The 20,605-nt window shown below is 43.0% G+C and carries 17 protein-coding genes; 5 read left to right on the top strand and 12 right to left on the bottom strand.

All coding sequences use genetic code 11. The features are described from left to right. Window positions 1-54: 54 nt before the first annotated feature. The 8 genes from ACOOE0_RS04330 to ACOOE0_RS04295 form a co-directional block, all read right to left on the bottom strand. A complete protein-coding gene (locus ACOOE0_RS04330; protein WP_420401248.1) occupies window positions 55-816 on the bottom strand; it encodes an SH3 domain-containing protein in 762 nt (253 codons plus the stop codon). Next, window positions 813-2,603, bottom strand: coding sequence for a BatD family protein (locus ACOOE0_RS04325; protein ID WP_420401247.1), 1,791 nt, complete (start codon window positions 2,601-2,603; stop codon window positions 813-815). Before ACOOE0_RS04325 ends, ACOOE0_RS04330 begins: the two co-directional genes overlap by 4 nt. Next, on the bottom strand, window positions 2,603-3,481 hold the full coding sequence (locus ACOOE0_RS04320; protein ID WP_420402197.1) for a tetratricopeptide repeat protein: 879 nt from the start codon (window positions 3,479-3,481) through the stop codon (window positions 2,603-2,605). The genes ACOOE0_RS04325 and ACOOE0_RS04320 overlap by 1 nt, the downstream gene beginning before the upstream one ends. Continuing rightward, the gene (locus tag ACOOE0_RS04315; protein WP_420401246.1) at window positions 3,474-4,520 is read right to left on the bottom strand and encodes a VWA domain-containing protein; all 1,047 of its coding nucleotides are present in this window, start codon (window positions 4,518-4,520) and stop codon (window positions 3,474-3,476) included. Before ACOOE0_RS04315 ends, ACOOE0_RS04320 begins: the two co-directional genes overlap by 8 nt. A gap of 4 nt (window positions 4,521-4,524) precedes the next feature. Beyond that, on the bottom strand, window positions 4,525-5,523 hold the full coding sequence (locus tag ACOOE0_RS04310; protein WP_420401245.1) for a vWA domain-containing protein: 999 nt from the start codon (window positions 5,521-5,523) through the stop codon (window positions 4,525-4,527). Continuing rightward, window positions 5,524-7,164 carry a BatD family protein gene (locus ACOOE0_RS04305; protein WP_420402196.1) on the bottom strand — a complete coding sequence of 547 codons (1,641 nt, stop codon included), beginning with the start codon at window positions 7,162-7,164 and terminating at the stop codon, window positions 5,524-5,526. A 20-nt stretch (window positions 7,165-7,184) separates the two neighbouring features. Further along, entirely contained in the window at window positions 7,185-8,051 is an 867-nt protein-coding gene (locus ACOOE0_RS04300; protein ID WP_420401244.1) for a DUF58 domain-containing protein, read from the bottom strand. A gap of 83 nt (window positions 8,052-8,134) precedes the next feature. Further along, window positions 8,135-9,136 (bottom strand): AAA family ATPase, encoded by a 1,002-nt coding sequence (locus ACOOE0_RS04295; RefSeq protein ID WP_420401243.1) that lies wholly within the window; start codon window positions 9,134-9,136, stop codon window positions 8,135-8,137. A 157-nt stretch (window positions 9,137-9,293) separates the two neighbouring features. Here ACOOE0_RS04295 and ACOOE0_RS04290 point away from each other — a divergent pair, with 157 nt between their 5' ends. From ACOOE0_RS04290 to ACOOE0_RS04275, 4 genes are read left to right on the top strand one after another with little or no spacing between them, the layout of a single operon-like run. Further along, window positions 9,294-10,166, top strand: a complete 873-nt coding sequence (locus tag ACOOE0_RS04290) for an aldo/keto reductase (RefSeq protein ID WP_420401242.1) — start codon at window positions 9,294-9,296, stop codon at window positions 10,164-10,166. A gap of 9 nt (window positions 10,167-10,175) precedes the next feature. Continuing rightward, window positions 10,176-10,934, top strand: a complete 759-nt coding sequence (locus tag ACOOE0_RS04285) for an SDR family NAD(P)-dependent oxidoreductase (protein WP_420401241.1) — start codon at window positions 10,176-10,178, stop codon at window positions 10,932-10,934. 51 nt (window positions 10,935-10,985) lie between these two features. Next, the gene (locus ACOOE0_RS04280) at window positions 10,986-11,366 is read left to right on the top strand and encodes a four helix bundle protein (protein ID WP_420401240.1); all 381 of its coding nucleotides are present in this window, start codon (window positions 10,986-10,988) and stop codon (window positions 11,364-11,366) included. A gap of 45 nt (window positions 11,367-11,411) precedes the next feature. Further along, window positions 11,412-12,548, top strand: a complete 1,137-nt coding sequence (locus tag ACOOE0_RS04275) for an ATP-binding protein (protein WP_420401239.1) — start codon at window positions 11,412-11,414, stop codon at window positions 12,546-12,548. Here the strand turns inward: ACOOE0_RS04275 and ACOOE0_RS04270 are convergent. The 4 genes from ACOOE0_RS04270 to ACOOE0_RS04255 form a co-directional block, all read right to left on the bottom strand. Then, window positions 12,545-14,473, bottom strand: coding sequence for an amylosucrase (locus tag ACOOE0_RS04270; RefSeq protein ID WP_420401238.1), 1,929 nt, complete (start codon window positions 14,471-14,473; stop codon window positions 12,545-12,547). The genes ACOOE0_RS04275 and ACOOE0_RS04270 overlap by 4 nt on opposite strands. Then, window positions 14,473-15,417: a carbohydrate kinase family protein gene (locus ACOOE0_RS04265; RefSeq protein WP_420401237.1), complete on the bottom strand. Its 945-nt coding sequence runs from the start codon at window positions 15,415-15,417 to the stop codon at window positions 14,473-14,475. The genes ACOOE0_RS04270 and ACOOE0_RS04265 overlap by 1 nt, the downstream gene beginning before the upstream one ends. Before the next feature lie 44 nt (window positions 15,418-15,461). Then, on the bottom strand, window positions 15,462-15,905 hold the full coding sequence (locus ACOOE0_RS04260; protein WP_420401236.1) for a hypothetical protein: 444 nt from the start codon (window positions 15,903-15,905) through the stop codon (window positions 15,462-15,464). Window positions 15,906-15,999: 94 nt separating this feature from the next. Next, window positions 16,000-19,674 carry a T9SS type A sorting domain-containing protein gene (locus tag ACOOE0_RS04255; protein WP_420401235.1) on the bottom strand — a complete coding sequence of 1,225 codons (3,675 nt, stop codon included), beginning with the start codon at window positions 19,672-19,674 and terminating at the stop codon, window positions 16,000-16,002. Window positions 19,675-19,879: 205 nt separating this feature from the next. Between ACOOE0_RS04255 and ACOOE0_RS04250 the strand changes: the two genes are divergently transcribed. Continuing rightward, window positions 19,880-20,605, top strand: coding sequence for a metallophosphoesterase (locus tag ACOOE0_RS04250; RefSeq protein WP_420401234.1), 726 nt, complete (start codon window positions 19,880-19,882; stop codon window positions 20,603-20,605).

The raw sequence follows: 20,605 nt of genomic DNA, 5'->3' as shown, positions 1-20,605 counted from the left end.
GGGAAATTTTAGACAAAAATAAACTTATGTGGTTTTATTATTGTTAAATAAATTTTAAAAATCTTTCAACATTCGTATACTTTCTTTAGGCAACCAACCCGTTTGCCCATCAGCCAATTGGATTTTTTTCCATTCGTCCAACTGATCCAACACCTTAACCTTGGTTCCTTCGTGAAGCGTAAACACAACTTCACTGTTGGAATTGGGCTCTGAACTGATTTTTACTTCCTGACTAAAAATTATCGCAGGATTATCATTTTTAAATTCCTGATATTGCAAATAGGCCAATAGCACGCACATTACCCCGAGGATTAGGGCAAATACACTGGAAATAAAAGCAATTCGTTTTTGGGTAGCGTGTCGTAAAAAGAAGTAGGTCAAATACGCCAAAACAAACAAAAGAATAAGCGCTACGGCCAAATACGCCCATTGATCAAATGAGAAAAAGTTGACCAATCCGTAATAGAATTGCGCGATTTCTGTCTTTGGCATTTCCTCCACGGCATCCAACCTCATGTTTTGGGCGTACCCTAAATTATTTAGAATTTCCTTGTCGTTTGGCTTTAACAATAAGGCTTTTTCATAATACAGAATACTGGGCCCGATAGCATTTAATTTGTAATGGCAATTCCCCAGATTGAAGTACAGTTCTGCAGAGTGCTCCCCATTTTCCAAGATTTTCCCATAGTTTTCAATGGCCTTGGTGTATTCTCCTTTATTATAAAATTCTGTAGCCTGTTTAAACAAGGCACTATTTTGGGCGGTTACCAAAACGACTGACAAACAGAGGGTCAAGGTCAAGAGGAACTGTCTCATAATTGTTTATCCAGTTTAGAGATTACTTCACTTGCCTTTGCATAATCATTTTGCATTTGCACATCGGAGAAAGGGCTGTACCTGGCCTTTTCACAATTTTGCAAGAGACTTATAAAACCTTCAATATCGGCACTGTCTACATTTTTGTCGGATAAAATCTGTGTAATTTTTTCCTTGCTAAATTCCGAGGTCTCAATCTTCAACTTGGCCTTAAGGTAATTGTGCAATCCTTTTTCCAAGGCCACATAAAATGCCTCTTTGTTCCCTAGCTCCTTTTTGGCGGTGGAGAGATACTTTCTTGCCAACCTATTGGCCTTCTTGATCTTATTGCCTACCACGTCGCTTGCAATGGCTTCCCTTTTCTTAAAGGAGAACACCGCAATTGGAATAAGAACAAGTGGTGCAAACAACAGAAGATAGAAGGTATTGGAGCCAAAGAAATAATTGGTGCCGATCTTGGTTAAATTGGGATTCAATTTTATAAAATGAAACTGCTTTCCTGTGGGAACCACCAACTGCCTATTGGCTGCCGTAGCCGTTTCACTTTCTGTTGAGCCCAATGGGCCTTCCAAAACTTCAATGTTGATTTCTTCAGAATCAATGGTTACATATTTTGAGGTTTTGGGATTGAAATAGCTAAATGAGATGCTCGGAATAGGATATTTGCCTCTATAAGACGGAACAATGGTATAATTATTGGCCACGCGACCTTCCATACCCGTGCTAATGGTGCGCACCTTTTCGTCAAATTCAGGTTCATAAACCTCCAGGGCACTGGGCAGTTCAGGCTCAGGAAGTTGGAAAAGCTTAAGATTTCCCTTCCCTGAAACCTCCACTTTTGCTTGCAGGGATTCCGAAGCATTGAGTGTTTGCTTGCTCGTGGTCACCTTAAAATCGAAGTCTCCAACGGCCCCTCCAAAGTTGGCTGGTTTGCCCGCTTCAGGTAGTGACATTACACTTAAGGTTCTTCTTCCGGCGGAGACCGTTTTGGTGGTTTGGGTGAAAATTCTACCTCCAAAGAAATCCCTTCTATTGGTGGGCACATCTACATAAATTTCCAAAGCAAGTGGCTCAATATCCAATTTTCCGGATTTCTGGGGATACAGGACTACTTTTTTCAGCACAACGGATAAATAGGGCTTACCGTTATAAGTTGTGTTTTTTGGTTTGGGTTTGGAAACGTCAATTTCCTGACTCCAAAAGTTATTATAGGTCGGATTGTCCAAGGAGCGGTAGTTGGTCACCCTAATGGAATGGCCTACATAAAGTTTATAGGTAACCGTGACCGCCTCGTTCAAATAAGGGCTTCCGTTGGATACTTCTGCTACCAAATGAAGACTTTCGTCCGCAACATCGTCCACCGTTTTCTGATCATTGGGCTTGTCAACAGCAGCGGTTACTTCTACCGTCTTTGGTAAAGTTTTATAGGTTTCGCCACTGATTTCTATGGTAGCCTGCTTAATGTTGAATCTCCCTCTGGCCGTAGGAACCAAAATATAGGAGTAGGTTTTGGAGAAGCTTCGCTTCCCGTTGACCCATGAAGAACTAATGGATTGGGATGGTCCCATGACTACTTTGAATCCATCAAAGGAAGGTGGATTGAAATTATCTCCATCCTTGTTCATGGTAAACTCTACCCTTAGGCGCTCGTTTATGCCTAGTTTTTCCTTGCTGAGGTTCATTTCAAACGTAACCTCTTCTTCCTGTTTTTCTTGGGCATACAAAGGATTGCCCAAAAAGATTGGGGAACAAATCAACACCCATAAAATGGACCATTTGATTTTCATTACCAATCCTTCTCGTTTTTGATTTTTTTGCCTTTCACTTTTTTAGCCTCCATCTTCTCCTGTACTTTTTTCTCCTCGTTCTGCATGGCTTCTAGCAGATTTTGAATCTGCTGTTTTGAAAGTTGGTTGGGGCGGGGTTGTTGTTGCTTCTCATCTGGCTGATCCCCCTCGCTGGGTTTTTGCTCTTGCTCCTTCTTTTCGTCACCATCGCCCTCAGTATTTTCTTCAGGTTTGTTTTCTCCATTTTCCCCATCATCGCCTTGATCTTTGTTTTCATCCTGATCTTGTTCCCCTTCTTGATCTTTGTCGTTTTCCCCGTCGTTGTTTTGGTCTTGGTTCTTGTCTTTTTGATCTTGTTGATCCTGCTGATCTTGGTTATCGTCGTTTTGGTCGTTGTTCTGCTCGTCTTGCTGATTTTCCATCATTTTTTTGGCTAAAGCAAGATTGTATCGGGTCTCTTCATCCGTTGGATTGTTGCGCAAGGCCTCTTTATAAGCTTCAACCGCTTTTTGGTATTCCTTGTTCTTCATAAACACATTGCCCATGTTGTGGAACGCTTTGTGCTTACCCGGTTTTTCCTTGGATTTTTCTCCCGCTTGTTTGAATCGGCCAAAGGCCTCCTCAAAACTTTCTCGGTTATAATAAGCCGTTCCCAAATTAAAGGGCGCAACGGTATTGTCCGAACTCTTTGAAATGGCTTTTCTGTATTCACCCTCTGCGGCGATAAAATCATTGGTGGTCAATTCCTTATTGGCATCCCAGGTTAGATTCGTGGACGCCTGCAGTGCCTTCTCTGCCTCTTTGGCCGCTTCGCCTTCTTGTCCATAAGCCCAAACGGTACAGAACAAGAGACCCAAAATCAATCTTAGCTTATGCATCATCGTGTTCATTAAAAAGGTTTAGTTTTTTCAACCACTTGGTTTTTCTATCCAGCAAGAAAACGTCCAAAAATAAAAAGAAAAGACCTATGCCCAAGAACCACTGAAACTGGTCTTTGTATTCGGCAAATTGCTTGGCCTCGAATTCTTTTTTGTCCATTTGGTTCAACTGTTCCTTGATATATTCCACAGCATTTTCAGTGTTGGAACCATCAATATATTCCCCATTGCCCTCTTGGGCAATTTCGGAAAGTACAGCCTCATTCAGCTTTGTGATGACCACTTCCCCTTGGTTGTCCTTCTTTAGGCCCTCAACAATGCCATTTCTTTTGAGTGGAATGGGTGCTCCTTTGGGTTTTCCTACCCCAATGGTAAAAATGCGAATACCATTTTGAATGGCATTGTCCACTGCTTCAATGGTAGAACGTTCTGAATGATCCTCACCATCGGAAACAATGAACAAAACCCTATTGGTCTGTTCTGCATCGTTGTAATAGGTACTTGCCAAATCTATGGCCGCATTGATTGCCGTTCCTTGGGAGGACAACATATTGGTGTTCATGCTTTGAAGGAACATCTTGGCCGCACCATAATCCGTGGTAATGGGCAGTTGTGGATAGGCCTGCCCTGCATAGGCAATAATTCCAATCCGATCGCTCGCCAATTGATTGATAATCTCTGAGACCAGGCGTTTGGATTTCTCCAGTCGGTTGGGAGCAATGTCCTCAGCCAGCATACTTTTGGAAACATCTACTGCAAAAACAATATCGACCCCTTCCCGTTTAACCGTCTCCAACTTGGTTCCAATTTTGGGGTTGACCAAGCCCAAAATCAAAAAGCTTAGACCCAGTAAAAGAAAAATGAGTTTAAGGGCAGACTTAAAACTTGAACGATTGGGCGCCAACTTGCGCAAAAGCCCAACTTCTGCAAACTGCCTTTGGGTTCTCTTCTTCCAAACTTGAAGAAAAAAGAAAGCCACCACCATTACGGGGATAATGGCCAAAAGATAGAAATATGCTTTTTCGTCAAGCTGAATCATTGTATTATATAAAACTTTTAAAAACAGAGTTGCGCAACGCCCACTCCAACAACAATAGAATGCCCGCAAGGAAAATCAAGGGGCGGTACTTTTCGTCATATTTATAATATTTAAATTCCTCTATCTCGGTCTTTTCAAGTTTGTTGATCTCATCATAAATCTCCTCCAACTTTTCGTTGTCGGTTGCCCTGAAATATTTTCCGCCTGTTACTTTGGCGATGTCTTTTAGCAAGACCTCGTCTATTTCCACTTGGCGCATTCCGTATCTAAATGTACCGTCTCTATTGTAAGCCACAGGAGATAAGGCGTTTCCGTTCGTTCCCAAACCAATGGTATAGGTTTTTATTCCAAATTCCACAGCTAGATCTGCTGCAGTTTTGGGCTCTATAAAACCAGAATTGTTGACTCCGTCCGTCAACAAAATGATCACCTTGCTGATGGCCTTGCTTTCCTTTAACCTATTGACTGAGGTTGCCAATCCCATTCCAATGGCGGTGCCATCCTCCAAATCGCCATAAGAGATTTCCCGAAGTGCATTCAGTACGATGGACTTGTCACTTGTAATAGGAGTTTTGGTATAGCTTTCTCCCGCATATCCCACCAAACCAATCCGATCATTTGGGCGTTTTTTGATAAACTCACCTGCTACGTTCCTTAAGGCGGTAAGTCTATTGGGCTTGAGGTCACGTGCCAGCATACTTGACGAAACATCAATGGCCATGACAATATCTATTCCTTTTGTGGTTTTGGTCCTAGTGGAAATATCCTCAATCTGTGGACGGGCCAAAGCGGTAATTATGGAGGCCAGGGCCAGCAGTCGCAGCGCAAAAAGCACCGGCCTTAGTTTTGAGGCCAAACTGCTAACGGTAAAACCTTTGATACTTGAGATTTTTAAGGACGCCACTTCATCCCGATGCTTGAAAAGATACCATAGCAAAGCCATCGGCAGCAGAAGGAACAGCCAAAAAAATTGTGGGTTTGCAAATTCGATATTATCAAACATTTATACCTGTGTTTTTACGTCAAGTGATTCCAACATGCGCTGTACGATTTGTTCTGCATAGGCATCGCCCCTTTCATGATAGATGATTACCTGCTGTACAAATCCTTTACCTCCAAAGCATAAAATCATATATTCAATTTTGGCAGATTTCTTGGTCAACGGATGTTCGAACGAACCCGACCCATAGGTTTTTAAACCGGCCACTCCGGATTTTGTATTGAACTCATCGGTCTTGGTAAGCATATTTCTTACCCCCATGCTTTCAAATTGGGCCAGATTGGCCTCAACCACTGCTTCAAAATTGGGATCTACAGCTTCTTTATAAGTGGTAGAGTTGGTCGATACAGAAAATAGACCGTCCACTTTTCCATTCATGAAGGTTTGGTGCGATTTGATCACTTCGGCTGCCTCTGTAGGCAATTCCACCTCTTGCCGGATCAACACCTGCGGGGTTTCAATTTCTATCGGTGGATATCCATAGGAACTGGCCACCCATTCGCCCTCCAACAAATCCTTGGTAGGATGACCAAAAACGGTATCCTTGACTTCTTTGAATCCAAAATAGACTATGGAAGAAGCTCCTCCAACTACAATTAGTCCCGCAAAAATGGCAGCCGCCAAAATAATGCGTTTCCGCTGTTTTTTCTTGGCCAATTCCAATTGGTATTCCTCCGTAAGCATGAGTTCTTCTTCCGTGGGTTCCGGAAGGGCATCATGGGTCTTGACCACAATTTGTTCTACCATTTTCCGATCTTCCTCTGCTACGGAAGTGGACGGCTTTGACTTGGCAAATTTGACCAAATCAGCGGTTTGGAGAATCTTTTGGAATTGAACAATGGTCTCATGATCCAAGTCCAGCTGTCCTGCATCCTTCAGCATTTCCAATTTGGAAATAAGCTGTGCCGTAGTACTTTCCAATGCAGAAACATGAACATCTTCTTCCAAATAAGAACGTACAATGTCCGTTAGTTCGGAATAGTACTTTTTGTATTCGTCCTGGATAAGATATCTCGAATTTTCGAGCTTTTTCAGCTCTAACAAGGCACGGTCATAAGGCGGTAACAAGGCTTCTTTTTCTTCCTCGGTCAATGGCTTTTTTCGCAAAAAGAACCAATAGACCAATCCACCTATAATCAACAACGCCAACAGCACCCAAAGCACGATCATCCATATTTTGGCGTAACTTTTATCCACTTCGATAAGTGGCTTAATGTCGTACATCTTCTGTTTGGTGGTGTCCACCACAACATCGGCCACTTTAATGTTAAAAGAGTCAGTGAAAAAGGGTTGTTCGTTAATGGAAATACGCTGAGGCGGAATGGTATACGATCCACTGTCAAACTGGGTTAATGCATATATCTGCTGAAGGATTACCCTGTTGTTGTTTTTGACGGTATCCTGCATTATGGCCTCCACGGACTCCAAAGGGGAAAAGGTTTGTCCTTCCGGAAAATGGACCACGTTCAGGGAATCGGTTTCTACCGTTATGGTGTATTTGATTTGTTCCCCTATTTTGATCCCTGTGGTGTCAATTTCCGCAGTGACTTTGGAAACTTGCGAAAAGCCAAGGGTAGGAAGTAAAAAGAGACAGAGTAAAACCACACCGCACAGCAGTGAAGATTTTCTTTGAACTTCCAACATGGGGGAACTTATCTGCTGCATTATCCTCTTCTTTTAAAGTAGCCCAACAATTTTTTCACATAGCTTTCATCCACACGGCAATTGATTACCCCGCAACCTGATTTGGTGAAGGAATCCATGAAGTACTCCACTTTTTCCTTATGGAAAGTGCCATAGGCGTTCCGTACTTTTTTGGACCTTGTGTTCACTAGTTGGAGCGTTCCAGTTTCAGCATCAAGCATTTGAACCATACCCAAATTTGGGATGGACTCCTCCTTGGAATCATATACCCTAATCCCGGTTACATCGTGTTTGTTGCCAACAATGCGCAAGGTGTTATCATAATCATCAGTAATGAAGTCCGACAGCACAAATACGATGGCCTTTTTCTTCATCACATTGGTCAAGAATTTCAGAGCTTCGGCAATATTGGTCTCACTACTTTGCGGTTTAAATTCCAACAATTCCCGAATGATGCGCAAAACATGGCTTTTCCCTTTTTTAGGTGGGATAAAGAGCTCAACCTCATCCGAAAACAGGATTAAACCGACTTTGTCATTGTTTTGAAGTGCCGAGAAAGCAAGCGTGGCTGAAATCTCAGTAATAACTTCTTTTTTGAATTGGTTGGTGGTTCCAAACAGCTCGGAGCCACTTACATCAACCATCAGCATCATGGTAAGTTCCCGCTCCTCCTCAAAAACCTTTACGAAGGGCTCATTATATCTTGCGGTAACATTCCAATCAATGGTTCTTACATCATCCCCAAATTGATACTGCCTTACCTCACTGAACGTCATACCTCTACCTTTAAAGGTAGAATGGTATTCCCCACCAAAGATATGGTCGGAAAGACGCCGGGTCTTTATTTCAATTTTACGTACTTTTTTAAGTAACTCTTTCGTATCCATCAGTAAGCAAACCGTATTTAGGTTTCAGTTTTAGGTGATGGTAGGTTGTTGTTGGGAGATCACCTGTAAGGCCAAAGATCCCGTTAAGGAACTTCTACCTCATTCACAATCTTGTTGATGATCTCTTCGGAAGTGATGTTCTCAGCTTCGGCTTCATAAGTAATCCCAATACGGTGCCTTAGTACGTCATGTACAACAGCCCTTACATCTTCCGGGATAACATATCCTCTTCGTTTAATGAATGCATAGCATTTAGAGGCACTGGCCAAATTGATACTTCCCCGAGGAGAGGCACCAAAACTGATAAGGGGTTTTAAATTTTCTAGATTGTATTTTTCGGGATAACGGGTGGCAAACACCAAATCCAAAATGTACTTTTCAATTTTTTCGTCCATGTAGACTTCCCGTACCGCCTGTTGCGCGCTCAAAATTTGTTTTAGGGTAACTACAGGTTTCACTTCCTCTGTGGCGCCCTTGAGGTTTTGCCTAATAATGAGCTGTTCCTCGTTCAGTTTGGGATAATCAATTACGGTTTTCAGCATAAAACGGTCCACCTGGGCTTCCGGAAGCGGATAGGTTCCTTCCTGTTCCACTGGGTTTTGTGTGGCCATTACCAAGAATGGGGCATCCAGTTTAAAGGTTTCATCCCCAATGGTCACCTGCTTCTCCTGCATGGCTTCCAAAAGTGCCGATTGTACTTTAGCAGGCGCCCTATTGATCTCATCCGCCAAGACGAAGTTGGCAAAAATAGGCCCCTTTTTTATCGAAAAATCGTTCTCTTTGATATTGTAGATCAAAGTACCCACCACATCAGCAGGCAAAAGATCGGGAGTGAACTGAATTCTACTAAAACTTCCCTTAACCGCTTTGGAAAGGGTGTTGATGGCTAAGGTTTTAGCCAGTCCGGGAACACCTTCCAAAAGTATATGCCCTTGACCCAAAAGTCCAATTAGCAGTCGTTCCACCATATGTTTTTGCCCAACAATGGCTTTGTTCATTTCCTGGGTCAGCAGGTCAATAAAAGCACTTTCCTGGGCAATTTTCTCATTCACAGCACTAATATCTATAGTAGTGTTTTCTTCCATATAACCTTTTATTCTTTAGGTATTTCTGTCAATTTTTTTCTAGATGTGCAAAATGAAAATTTATTTAAAATCCATCTGTTAATTAATGGTTAAAAAAATCCCTGGAGCCCCAGTTTTGTGAAGGTTTTAAGGGTTTAATTTTATACTTTCACCTCTGATGCAAAATACAGATAAATATTCCAAAGTTATTGCTGGAACCATGACATGGGGGAGTTGGGGCAAACAACTTTCCAAACATGGGATGATTGAATTAATGGAACATTGTCTGGAAAACGGGCTTACCACCTTTGATCATGCCGATATTTATGGGGACTATACTACCGAAGCGGATTTTGGGAAAGCCTTTGCTGAAAGCGGTATAGATCGATCGCAAATTCAACTGGTAACCAAATGCGGCATTCAGATGACATCTGGTAGGGACAACCGCCTAAAGCATTATGAATACGGAAAGGACTACATTATTTGGTCTGCTGAGGAGTCTTTGAGAAAACTGAAGACGGAGTACCTGGATTTGTTCCTGTTGCATCGCCCCAGTCCGCTAATGCATCCTTTGGAAATTGGAGAGGCCGTCAACCACTTGTTGGAGAGTGGAAAAATCAAGCAATTTGGAGTGTCCAATTTTACACCTTCACAGATAGCAATGTTGGAAAGTGTGGTGAAAGTTGAAGCCAATCAAGTTGAGTTTTCCTTAACGCATACGGCGCCAATGTACGATGGAACTTTTGATGATTGCATAGCCAATAAAAGGCTGGCCATGTCATGGAGTCCTCTTGGGCTGGTTTTTAGAGAGGAAAATGCACAAACCGTGAGAATCAACAAAACCTTGTCCCAACTTGGAAAGAAATATGGCGTGGAGGAAAGCGAAGTTCTTTTGGCTTGGATGCTAAAACATCCTGCCGTTCCCAGACCTGTTATTGGAACCACCACCAAGGAAAGAATAGCTTCATCTGCCAAGGCCGTGCAATTGGATCTGGAATTACAGGATTGGTTTGCACTTCTGGAAGCAAGCCAAGGGCAGGAAGTACCTTAAACTTTATGTATGGAATTGAAGACTGCATTGATAACGGGAGCCACCAGTGGAATTGGTAAAGCAACCGCCGAGCTTTTGGCGAAGAATGGATTTAATTTGGTGCTATGTGGCCGACGAAGGGATCGTTTAGACCAACTTCGGAACACATTGGGGGCAAAGACAGAAGTTCATACCCTAACTTTTGATGTTAGAAATCGAGAGGAGGTTTTTAAGGCTTTGGAAAGTTTACCCCAAAACTTTTCCCAGATAGATGTGTTGATCAATAATGCCGGCAATGCACATGGGATGGATTTTATTGATTCAGGAAGTATGGACGATTGGGATGCCATGCTTGATATTAATGTTAGGGGATTGCTTCATGTTTCCAAGGCCATCATGCCGCAAATGGTGGAAAGAAAGGCAGGGCATATTATCAATATTGGATCTCTGGCAGGGAAGGAAGTATACCCCAAGGGAAATGTGTATTGTGCCAGTAAATTTGCTGTTGACGCCATTAGTCAAGGGATGCGAATTGATCTTAATGCGCATGGTATTAGGGTTGGAGCGGTAAATCCAGGTCTGGTGGAAACGGAATTCAGTGATGTACGATTTAAAGGGGATGCCAATCGGGCAAAAACCGTTTATCAAGGCTATCAAGCACTAAAGGCGGAAGATATTGCCGACATAATTCACTTCGTCATTACAAGACCATATCATGTAAATATCGCCGATTTGTTGGTGTTGCCAACTGCGCAAGCTGGCAGTACAATCGTGAACAAAAAAGTGTAGTGTTTCGGGATACGGGTTGAAAGTTGGGTGCAGAAGTTAAATAGTTGAGAAATGAAGGGTTTTGAGGAATTGGAAGTTTGGAAAATGTCCCGAGAATTGTGCAATGAAGTTTGGCAAATTATTCTGAATACAACCCTGGCAAAAGATTTTGAATTAAAAAATCAAATGAATTCGGCTTCAGGTTCGGTTATGGACAATATTGCAGAAGGATATGAAAGAAATGGCAATCGAGAGTTTATTCAGTTTTTAAGCATATCCAAAGCATCTTGTGGAGAGCTTCGTTCGCAATTATATAGGTGTTTGGACAGAAGGCATATTTCGCAAAAACAATTTGACGTTATTTATAATATGACATTGACCTTGGGTAAGAAATTAGGCGCTTTTATGTCTTATTTAAAGAAATCTGAAAGAAAGGGTTCTAAATATGATTGACCAAGTAACGCGAAACTTGTAACGCACCGCCCGAAACTAAAGAAAATGATCAACAAACGCCTCCTTGTTAAAAACCTGCTTGCCCATAATGATGAAAATAGTTTTTACGACAAAAAACGATTCATCGCCATTGGGGAAAAGGAAGGGAAGGCGAAATTCTTAAAACATGTTTGCGCCCTTGCCAACAGTAACCCTTTGAATAATTCGTTTATTGTGGTTGGGGTAGAGGATGAAGACAATAAAATTGTTGGGGTTGATTTTTTTGACGATAGCAAAATCCAAAACCTGGTCAACGCCTATCTGGACAACCCGCCCATAATTTCATATGAGAACATTCCCTTTCCGCACCTTCCGGAAGGTAAAGTAGTGGGTCTGGTTACCATTCGTTCCAATGGTAAGGTATGTGCCCTTCGAAAAAATATCTGGAAGTATTACGGAGGAGCTGTTTTTTTTAGGGAAGGAAGCATAAGTCTTCCCAAAGCTTTTGATATTGAGCTCAAGGACATCAATTCAGAAGCAGTGGCCACCATAGAACAGCACGCCCGCAATAATATAGAATTGACCTTGGATGCCGTCATCAATTTTATAAATAACAGACACGCGGACCTCACTAGCGATTACAAAGTATTTAAGGAACAGTTTGTGGTTTGCTGGGCAGGAAACAAGAAAATAGTTAAGAACAAGACGTACTTTTCCAGGGTAGATATTGAACTGATCAACGAGCAGGTCAAATTGTTTTATTCGGCCTTGGATGAAATCACGATAGACTATACCGAAGATTCCTTTACCATGCTGGAATTTGTGCAATTGGGATTGGGAACCGAACAAAAATATTATCCGTTGGAAGAAATGGTGATTACTTTTTCAGAAAATGGGAAATATACGATTAACAGCAAACTGGTATTTGAACCACCCCAATATGACAAAAAAACGCTGCACCATGTCTTGAACACCAACAATACGCTATTGCAAAAATTGGAAAAGAACATTGGGCTCAACAAAGTTGAGACTGCGGATTTGATGCATTTGCCGGCCACCTATCTCATTTGCTATCTCAATGGATTTGAAGAGGCCAAGGAGCAAATGGAACAAGCCCGGCCACTCATAAAACGACAGGACGCCAATATTTATCAATCCCTTAAAGAATCGTTGCGAATACTTCGAAAGGTGAGGTACAATTAGGATTTTTTAAGCCAGATCATTTGATAGGGGCGGAGTTCCAACAGTCCACTTTTCACATCAATTTTTTTATCGGTTACCAGATCTTTTGGATTTCCTTTGGTGAAATACCCCAATTTCATCAACCAGCCTGAATCTATTACTTGAGGGTTTTCATCAAAATTGCAGATCACGATAATCCCTTTCTTGGTACCTTGGGTCCTTTCAAAAACCAGCATATGATTATTTCCACTCTGATGCAGGACTAGATTGTTGGTGTCGGCCAAAACAGGGTTGGCCTTACGGACGGAGATTAGATGTTTGAGGGTGTGATAAACTTTGCTCTGGGGTAAATCCCCATTCCCAAGTCTTTTAACCATGGCCCAATCTTGCTGGGGGCGATTCACCCATCGGCTATCTCCACTTTTGCTGGAATCTGCAGTATAGGAGTAATCGTTTAAGGTGGCAATTTCATCCCCGGCATAAATCATGGGAATGCCTCCAAATGATAGGACGATTCCGTGCAGCAAATTGATTTTGGAGATAGCTTTTTCTAGTAGGTCTTTATCCTCGTTTTCCAATGCCGATTCCAATCCCAATAAAGAGGCAGCACTTCCTGTGATTCTTCCGTCCCCTGTTTTGGGATTGTACATGAATAGCAAGCCTTTGGCAGGAGACCAATCCAATCTTTGACAATAATAATCCAATAAGAATTTTCGGTGCTGCTGCGGATTCCATCCCATTTCACGGATAAAGGAATCATCGTATCCAAGACCTATGTCATCATGGCAACGGATGTAATTGATCCAGGTGCATTCTTTTGGTTTAGCAGGAACTTTCGTAAGACTTTTATACAGCAGTCCTGTTTTTTTGGTGGCTATGGAGTTCCATAAAAGGGCCATAAGCGATGCGTTGTAGGCTACTTCGCACTCATTGCCCAGTTTTGGCCCTTCGCCAAAATATTTGATGATGTCCTTAGGGGCCACAATGGCCTCCGCCAAAAAAATAGTGCCGGGAGCAACCACCTGAAGACACATCCGGAACAAGGATACCAAATTGTGGGCTTCGGGCAAATTTTGGGAGATGGTCCCTATTTTCTTCCACAAGAATGCCAGGGCGTCAAACCGAACCACATCAACACCCAAATTCACCATTTTGACCAAGTTGGTCAGCATCGCCATAAAAACTTCCGGGTTGGTATAGTTCAAATCCCATTGATAGCTGTTGAAAACGGTCATCACCCAGCGATCCATTTCTGGAACATATGTGAAGTTGCCCGGTGAGGTTTCAGGGAATACTTCCGGAAGCACCTTCTCAAAGGCGTCAGGGATGGTCCTGTCTTCAAAGGTGTAGTAGTAATCCAGATATTTTTGCTCCCCTTTTTTGGCCTTTTTGGCCCATGGATACTCATCTGAAGTGTGGTTCACAACAAAATCCAGCATCAATAAAATACCTTGTTTCCTAAAGGCGGAGGTTAACTTCAGCAAATCTTCTTGGGAGCCGTATTTTTTATCGACCTTCAGATAACTATTAACCGCATATCCACCATCACTTTCTCCCTTAGGGCGCGTGGTAATGGGCATTACATGAATAAAATTGACCCCAAGATCTTTGAAGTAGGATATTTTTTTATGTAAACCCTTCAGGTCTTTGTTGAAGTTTTCCACATACAATTGCATCCCTACAATGTTCTCGTTTTGGTACCAAGATTCTGCATCCAAGCGTTCCAGATCCTGACGCTGAAGTTCGTCTGGCCGAAGGGCATATAGTTTGGGTAAAAGTTTTAATAGTTTATCAAAATCCTTATCGTGCTTATCTACGGGATATAGCGAAAAGAAGAGCTGTTGGATCAAACTAAGATTGGTACTTAGCCTTAAATCAAAAAGGGCTTTGGGAGTTTTGACATTGAGCCGATTTGAAACGAGCTTATGTAAAGCAGCTTGGTTCATTAGGCTTCCAATTGTGATCTAGAAGGCAGCGAGGGGATGGCTCCGTAGTTAGTGGTAGTGATGGCTCCTGCTTTATTGGCCAAGGCCACCATGGGAAGAAGGGAATCGAAGTCGTCCAGGAGATGTTCAAAATTATCCATATCCGCAATTTGTTTCAACAGACAACCAATAAAAGCATCTCCCGCACCTGTAGTATCAACGGGCTTGACCTTGATACTGGGAACAACTTGTTTGTTTTTGTCCATGCTTACCAAAGTGCCTTCCTTGCCCAGGGTTACCGCAATAATTTTTGTTCCAACGTGATGGAGAAAATCGCACGCCTCATTTAGGTCGTCCTTTCCAGATAGTAATTGGGCTTCCTCCAAACTGAATTTGCACAAATGGGATTTTTCAATGAGGGGCATACATTTTTTAATGAACCGTTGTTCGTTGTCTTTCCAAAGATCTCCCCTAAAATTTGGGTCAAAGCTGATAAACATCTCCTTGGTAAGGGCATCAAAGAGGTATTTGCCATATGCCTTCTCCAGTTCACCTCCCAACAATGCGGTTGCAGCCCCCAAATGCATAATGTTGCCGTGAAAATCTTTCCTTAGCGATGGGTCATAGGTCAACTCCCGATCGGCACCCCTGCTGAAAACAAAGTCACGCTCACCATCTTCGGCAAGGGAGACAAAAGCAAGGGTGGTAAAAGTTTTTGAAATTTGGGCAAGGGATACGTCGACACCTTCTTTTTTTATGACATCCAGCAAGAACTTCCCAAAGGGATCTTCGCCAACCGCACCAACAAATACACCTTTACCTCCCAATTTGGAAATGGCACAGGCCACATTGGCTGGAGCGCCGCCTGCTTTTTTGGTAAAGATGGTGGCTTGGGTAAGGTCACTGCCCTGCTTTTCAGCAACAAAATCAATTAGTAACTCACCTACACAGAATACTTTTTTCATCCCTACATCTAAATAGAAGACTCAATGTAAGGAGAAAAAAGCGGCTAATCCAAAATTTTGTGGGCTATGACGGTAAAATATGTTGTGGAAGCATCTTCACACAGGGATTCCCGCGCTTTGGCCTCTAGTGTTGAATTGGCTTGAAGTTGTCCAGGTTCAAAAAGAAATGCGACTGAAATTTGTTGATTTTCTGAAACTTTTTGCTGGAGACTCCCTCCAGATTCCATGATTTCCAAGACCTCAATCTTGTACAGATGATCCTTGGTAACACCACAAATTTCCTTGTTGTCCTGAACGGCCGAAAGTACTTTTATCTTAAATACTATTTCATTTGGACCTAGCATTTCTTGGTCAGTTGCACCATTGGCTTCTTCGTTTTGACCCGCGGATTGTTCCTGTATCTGGGAGTTTTCAGTCATCAAACCTTCTTGCGATTTTGAACAGGACTGCCCCAAGATAAAAACTAGTATGAAGATTAGGGGTTTCATATTGATTGCGTTTTAATGATATACGGAACAAGCCATTGGATTGGATGTTAAAAAGGCGCGATTACCATCGCGCCTTTTCCAAACTCTTCTACTATTATTTTTTTATGATTTTAAAATTTTCATTCGTGGTCAAACCGCTAATTTTTACAAAGTAAATTCCGTCAGGACTATTGGAAGCATTCCAAATAAAGGGTTGCGAACTATCCACGTTTTGCTGATCAAAGACTTTTTGTCCAAGAATGTTGAAAATTTGGGCGCTAACCTTGCTGTCCCTATTGTTTTTAACAGCAAAATAGAACTGGTTTGTGGATGGGTTGGGCCATACCGCAGTGATGACTTCCGTCTCCAAGGTCGCCAGATTTTGCTGGACTTGGTCAGCTTGGCCAGACGGAGGAATTTGCATGGCAATATCATCAGAGGATCCGCTGACCACTGTTCCATATATTTGGAAAACCTGATCCGTAATTCCATCACCGAAAGCTGCTGACTGGGCCGTCCAATCTACCGCACCTGTTCCAAAGAGGTCAACGGCATCCTTAAATACAGCTTCGTTGCCAATTAAACCTGCCTGTGTCAACCAGAACCACTGCGTGGCATCAGGCGAGAAATTGAGATTGGCATAGACCGATATCCAATAGGTACCTGCCTCCAAAACCAATGGTTCGGGAAGCTCAATGCTGATATTGCTATCTGTTGGTTCTGAAGAGGGAACCACAGCGCCACTATCATAAACCACTTCACCGGGCTGTCCCCCATTGTCAGCGTAAATCACCACATTGGCACTTGTTAGCAAAGGACTATTATTGCCGCCTCCAAAGGCAACAACACTATTCACAGTCCACTGGCTATCCGCAGGAACAATGAAATCATCAGCGGATTGGGCCAAGGCCCCGCCAAAGTCAGGGAACAATTGGGAAGGTCTACTTCCTATTGCCGCTTCGTTCTGCTCGTAAATTGGCAATTCCGTTAAGGTCACTGTAAAGCCTTCCGCAACCTGCTCTTTTCCAGATGTGGCAATTAAGCCTATGGCAGCGCTTCCTTCCATACCAGGTGCAAAGGACAATTTGATGATATCCCCATCCATTTCGGCGGTGACCAGCTCTGGATTGGAATTGGTCATCTCAATGGAAATATCCCTGCCTCTGGAATGGACAAATAAATCTTTTACATTCACTTCCTTGTCCGGACTGCTTATAGGCAGTACAAGATCGGGCAGCAAATAGGCTACGCTTAGCTTGGAGGTTGGAGATTTGGAGGCATAGAATTTTGCATTGTAAACCCCATTTCCATGGGCGGCAACAGCAACAAACCCATCTGTTCTTGTGCGCACTTGAGGCACAACCACATTTCCAACAATGCAGGGCTCCCGATACCAACGTGTCCTATCCCCATTGAGGTAGTATGTTGCATAAAGCCCTGTACTGGTACCTACATAGTATATATTGTTGTTCCCACCTATGGAAAACCATCTTGCGGATGGGCCATTACCTGTACCGTCATTGTTTTCTTCCAAATTGCCACTGATACTTTCCCAAGTCTCGCCAGCATCACTACTCATGAAGATACTTTTGATATTGTAGTTGGAAAACACCGCAAATACTTTATCCGAATTGTTGGGGTCCACATAAATCTGGTTGATGTTTCCAGCGGGCAGACCTTTACCGGTTGAAATATCCACAGGGGGTTGGTCATCAATGTTGGCATTTTCCATTTTGAAAATCATACCTGTTGAGGTTCCGTAATACAATCTGTTGGCCACAGGATATTTGGACACATCCAAACCAGTAATCAGGGAGCCATCTGGGGTGGCCGTTTGATCTTGGCGAACCCAGTTCACCGTGGTCGGGGCATTGGAGAACAATGGAATTTCATCCAGATTGTTATTCCTCCACATGCGGTCCCCTGCGGGCATATACATAATGTTGTCGTTGTTGGCATCCAGAATAAATGGAGCCACAAAATCAAATCCACTGGCACCGGAAGGCTGTACCCTGGTAAAGGAGATAAACTCACCCGCTTCGTTAAAATTAAATCGGAACACCACACCGAACTGGGCGGAGACATATCGGGTCAGTCCTCCATCAGCTATGGCATTAAAGGAACCATCGCCCCCAAAATCTTCCTCCCATGGATCTTTTCCGTTAGTGGAGTTGGTGAACCATGTGCCATTATCCTGGAATCCTGCCACTACATCTTGGCTGTTCCCTTCCGGGTCTACGGCAATGGCATAAGGCTGGGTGGTTATGTAACCGTTATTCAAGGATGTCCAACTCACAGGTTCGCTGGCAATTGTTATATCCTCGGTGACCTGAACACCACCATCGTTTGCCGAAATTGCCTTATTGGGATTGGATGGAAGAAAAACCAAATTGTGCTGATCGGGATGATGATTGGGATACAATCCAAAGCTGTCACTAAAAATGGTGTAGCCCCCAATCCAGGTTTCGAATCCAGCTGGGGTGGTGAACCCAGAATTTGAACGATACAAATTGGTACCGCCCAAAAAGACTATATCAGGATGGGTAGGATGTACTTTCACCACCATATTATATCCTCCCTGCAAGTTTAGATCACTGGCGATACCACCAATTCCTATGGGCAAATTGGCCGTTAGATCTACCCATTGTTCCTCAGGGGTGGCTGCATCTGCTTGGTATCTCCACAAAAAGGCCTCCCCCGCATTGCTTAAATCATAGGAGAAAAAGTAAATTCTATTCTCATCAGATGGATCGTATGCCATGACGGTTCTTCCGAAGGAAGGGAATAGTCCTACAGGAGTAATGTTGGTCCAACTCACCCCATCTTCAGAGGTGAAGAAACCTGCGTTTTCCCCTCCAAAAATGTCCACTGTTCCGTAAAGGGTACCACCTGGAGTAACCATAACTTCAGTTTGACTATCGAATCCACTTGGGAGCACTTCATCAAAAGACCGCCCGCCGTTCTTGGAGCGAAACAAACCATCAAAAGTTGCAGCATAGACATGACCCGTGTGTGGATGCACAACCAGGCTGTTGATCAAATCAAAGGATGAGAAAGAGGTTACATCGTTATCCGAAGTGTTGCGCAACGGGAACCAGCTTCTACCATTATTATTGGATTTAAATATACCGGAGCCTTGGTAAAAAGCTCCTGGCGCTCCGGCCGAGTTACCAAAACGCTCGCCCGAGGCATAATACCAAATATGTTGTTTGTTTTTTCTGGGATCTTGAACAATAGCCGTAATGCTTGGGGATTGCCTTCTACGGGTTACTTTGCGCCAGGTGTTCCCCGAATTGGTGGATCTCCAAAGTCCACCCGAGACGCCCCCGGCAAAAATTATGTCTTCATTTTTCATGTCCAAGGCAAGTGCCCTGGTCCTTCCCCCAACGTTAAATGGGCCTCTATTCCTAAAGTAGAAATACTTCTTTTTTGAAGCTTCACTCCCATAGGATTTGGACATTTGGGATTGGATATCGGTTGAATCAATTTTACCAACAAATTCCGCTTCCCGCTCTTTGATGTGCTCTGGAATTTTTTTGGTAAACGGATCTTGAACCTGTCTATGCTCGTAGGCCATTCGATCTAAGGCTCGATCACCAATGGGCTTAGGTGCAACGCCAACAGGTCCTTGTTTACTATCGTAAATTTTGGTTTGCTTGTACAGATTATGCCCTTTCTGTGGAGCGTCATCATGTGTCTTTTTTAGGTTCTGTGCCTGTAAACCCGAGAAGGAAAGGGAAATACAGATTAAAAAAGAAAAAAGAAGTTGATAGGGTAGTGTTCTTTTCATATAGTAGAGATTAAATGAATTAGCTTTTCAATATAACAAAAAGAAGCGTCATTGTTAAAAAAATCCAAAGAAATCGATTAACAGGAATCAGCTTACAAAGCTAAATTGGGAAATTCCCATTGATGGAAAATGTTTTCACCGAAAGTTTAGCCTGATTTTGGTCCAAATTTGCTTTTGTTGTGTATCATTGCCCAAAATTTGGTTCATGAGAACTTTGGTAATTGGAGATGTTCATTCCGGCTTTAAAGCGCTAGAGCAATTACTTCAGCGAGCAAAGGTGACGACGGATGATCACCTCATTTTTTTGGGGGATTATGTGGATGCTTGGAGTACTGCTGTGGAAACAGTTGATTTTTTGATGGAACTGGACAAGCGTTACCAATGTACTTTCATAAGGGGCAACCATGACGAACTATGTAGGGAGTGGTTGATTACCCAAAAAGAAAACCCACAGTGGTTGGCCCATGGAGGCGTGGCAACAAGGGACTCTTATTTGGCTGCAAGCAAGGAAAAATGGGAAAAGCATTTGGAATTTTATGCTGGGCTGCAAAACTACTTTTTGGACAAGGACAATAGACTGTACCTACACGCTGGATATACCAATTTAAAGGGTGTGGAATATGAGTATTTTGACCAGCTTTTTTACTGGGACCGAACCCTTTGGGAACTGGCCAAAGCCCTGGATCCCAACATGTCTCCCGATGATCCTAACTTCCCGCAAAGGTTAACCCATTACAAGGAGGTATTTATTGGGCATACCCCACTCTCCAAAATAGGGGAAGCCGTACCCCTAAAGGGCGCCAACGTTTGGAATGTGGACACGGGAGCAGCTTTTAAGGGAGCTTTGACCATGATGGATGTGGAGACCAAAGAGTATTGGCAAAGCGACCCCGTTCACACCTTTTATCCAGGAGAAAGAGGGAGGAACTAA

It is taken from the genome of Flagellimonas sp. (assembly GCF_965215805.1).
In the GTDB taxonomy this organism is placed as follows: domain Bacteria; phylum Bacteroidota; class Bacteroidia; order Flavobacteriales; family Flavobacteriaceae; genus Flagellimonas.
The sequence above is the reverse complement of the archived record's forward strand: the minus strand, read 5'-3'. Positions and strand labels throughout refer to the sequence as shown.

Bases quoted from the DNA above. Each gene is read 5' to 3' on its own strand.
- ACOOE0_RS04330 (WP_420401248.1), bottom strand. From the start codon at position 816: ATGAGACAGTTCCTCTTGACCTTGACCCTCTGTTTGTCAGTCGTTTTG.
- ACOOE0_RS04325 (WP_420401247.1), bottom strand. From the start codon at position 2,603: ATGAAAATCAAATGGTCCATTTTATGGGTGTTGATTTGTTCCCCAATC.
- ACOOE0_RS04320 (WP_420402197.1), bottom strand. From the start codon at position 3,481: ATGCATAAGCTAAGATTGATTTTGGGTCTCTTGTTCTGTACCGTTTGG.
- ACOOE0_RS04315 (WP_420401246.1), bottom strand. From the start codon at position 4,520: ATGATTCAGCTTGACGAAAAAGCATATTTCTATCTTTTGGCCATTATC.
- ACOOE0_RS04310 (WP_420401245.1), bottom strand. From the start codon at position 5,523: ATGTTTGATAATATCGAATTTGCAAACCCACAATTTTTTTGGCTGTTC.
- ACOOE0_RS04305 (WP_420402196.1), bottom strand. From the start codon at position 7,164: ATGTTGGAAGTTCAAAGAAAATCTTCACTGCTGTGCGGTGTGGTTTTA.
- ACOOE0_RS04300 (WP_420401244.1), bottom strand. From the start codon at position 8,051: ATGGATACGAAAGAGTTACTTAAAAAAGTACGTAAAATTGAAATAAAG.
- ACOOE0_RS04295 (WP_420401243.1), bottom strand. From the start codon at position 9,136: ATGGAAGAAAACACTACTATAGATATTAGTGCTGTGAATGAGAAAATT.
- ACOOE0_RS04290 (WP_420401242.1), top strand. From the start codon at position 9,294: ATGCAAAATACAGATAAATATTCCAAAGTTATTGCTGGAACCATGACA.
- ACOOE0_RS04285 (WP_420401241.1), top strand. From the start codon at position 10,176: ATGGAATTGAAGACTGCATTGATAACGGGAGCCACCAGTGGAATTGGT.
- ACOOE0_RS04280 (WP_420401240.1), top strand. From the start codon at position 10,986: ATGAAGGGTTTTGAGGAATTGGAAGTTTGGAAAATGTCCCGAGAATTG.
- ACOOE0_RS04275 (WP_420401239.1), top strand. From the start codon at position 11,412: ATGATCAACAAACGCCTCCTTGTTAAAAACCTGCTTGCCCATAATGAT.
- ACOOE0_RS04270 (WP_420401238.1), bottom strand. From the start codon at position 14,473: ATGAACCAAGCTGCTTTACATAAGCTCGTTTCAAATCGGCTCAATGTC.
- ACOOE0_RS04265 (WP_420401237.1), bottom strand. From the start codon at position 15,417: ATGAAAAAAGTATTCTGTGTAGGTGAGTTACTAATTGATTTTGTTGCT.
- ACOOE0_RS04260 (WP_420401236.1), bottom strand. From the start codon at position 15,905: ATGAAACCCCTAATCTTCATACTAGTTTTTATCTTGGGGCAGTCCTGT.
- ACOOE0_RS04255 (WP_420401235.1), bottom strand. From the start codon at position 19,674: ATGAAAAGAACACTACCCTATCAACTTCTTTTTTCTTTTTTAATCTGT.
- ACOOE0_RS04250 (WP_420401234.1), top strand. From the start codon at position 19,880: ATGAGAACTTTGGTAATTGGAGATGTTCATTCCGGCTTTAAAGCGCTA.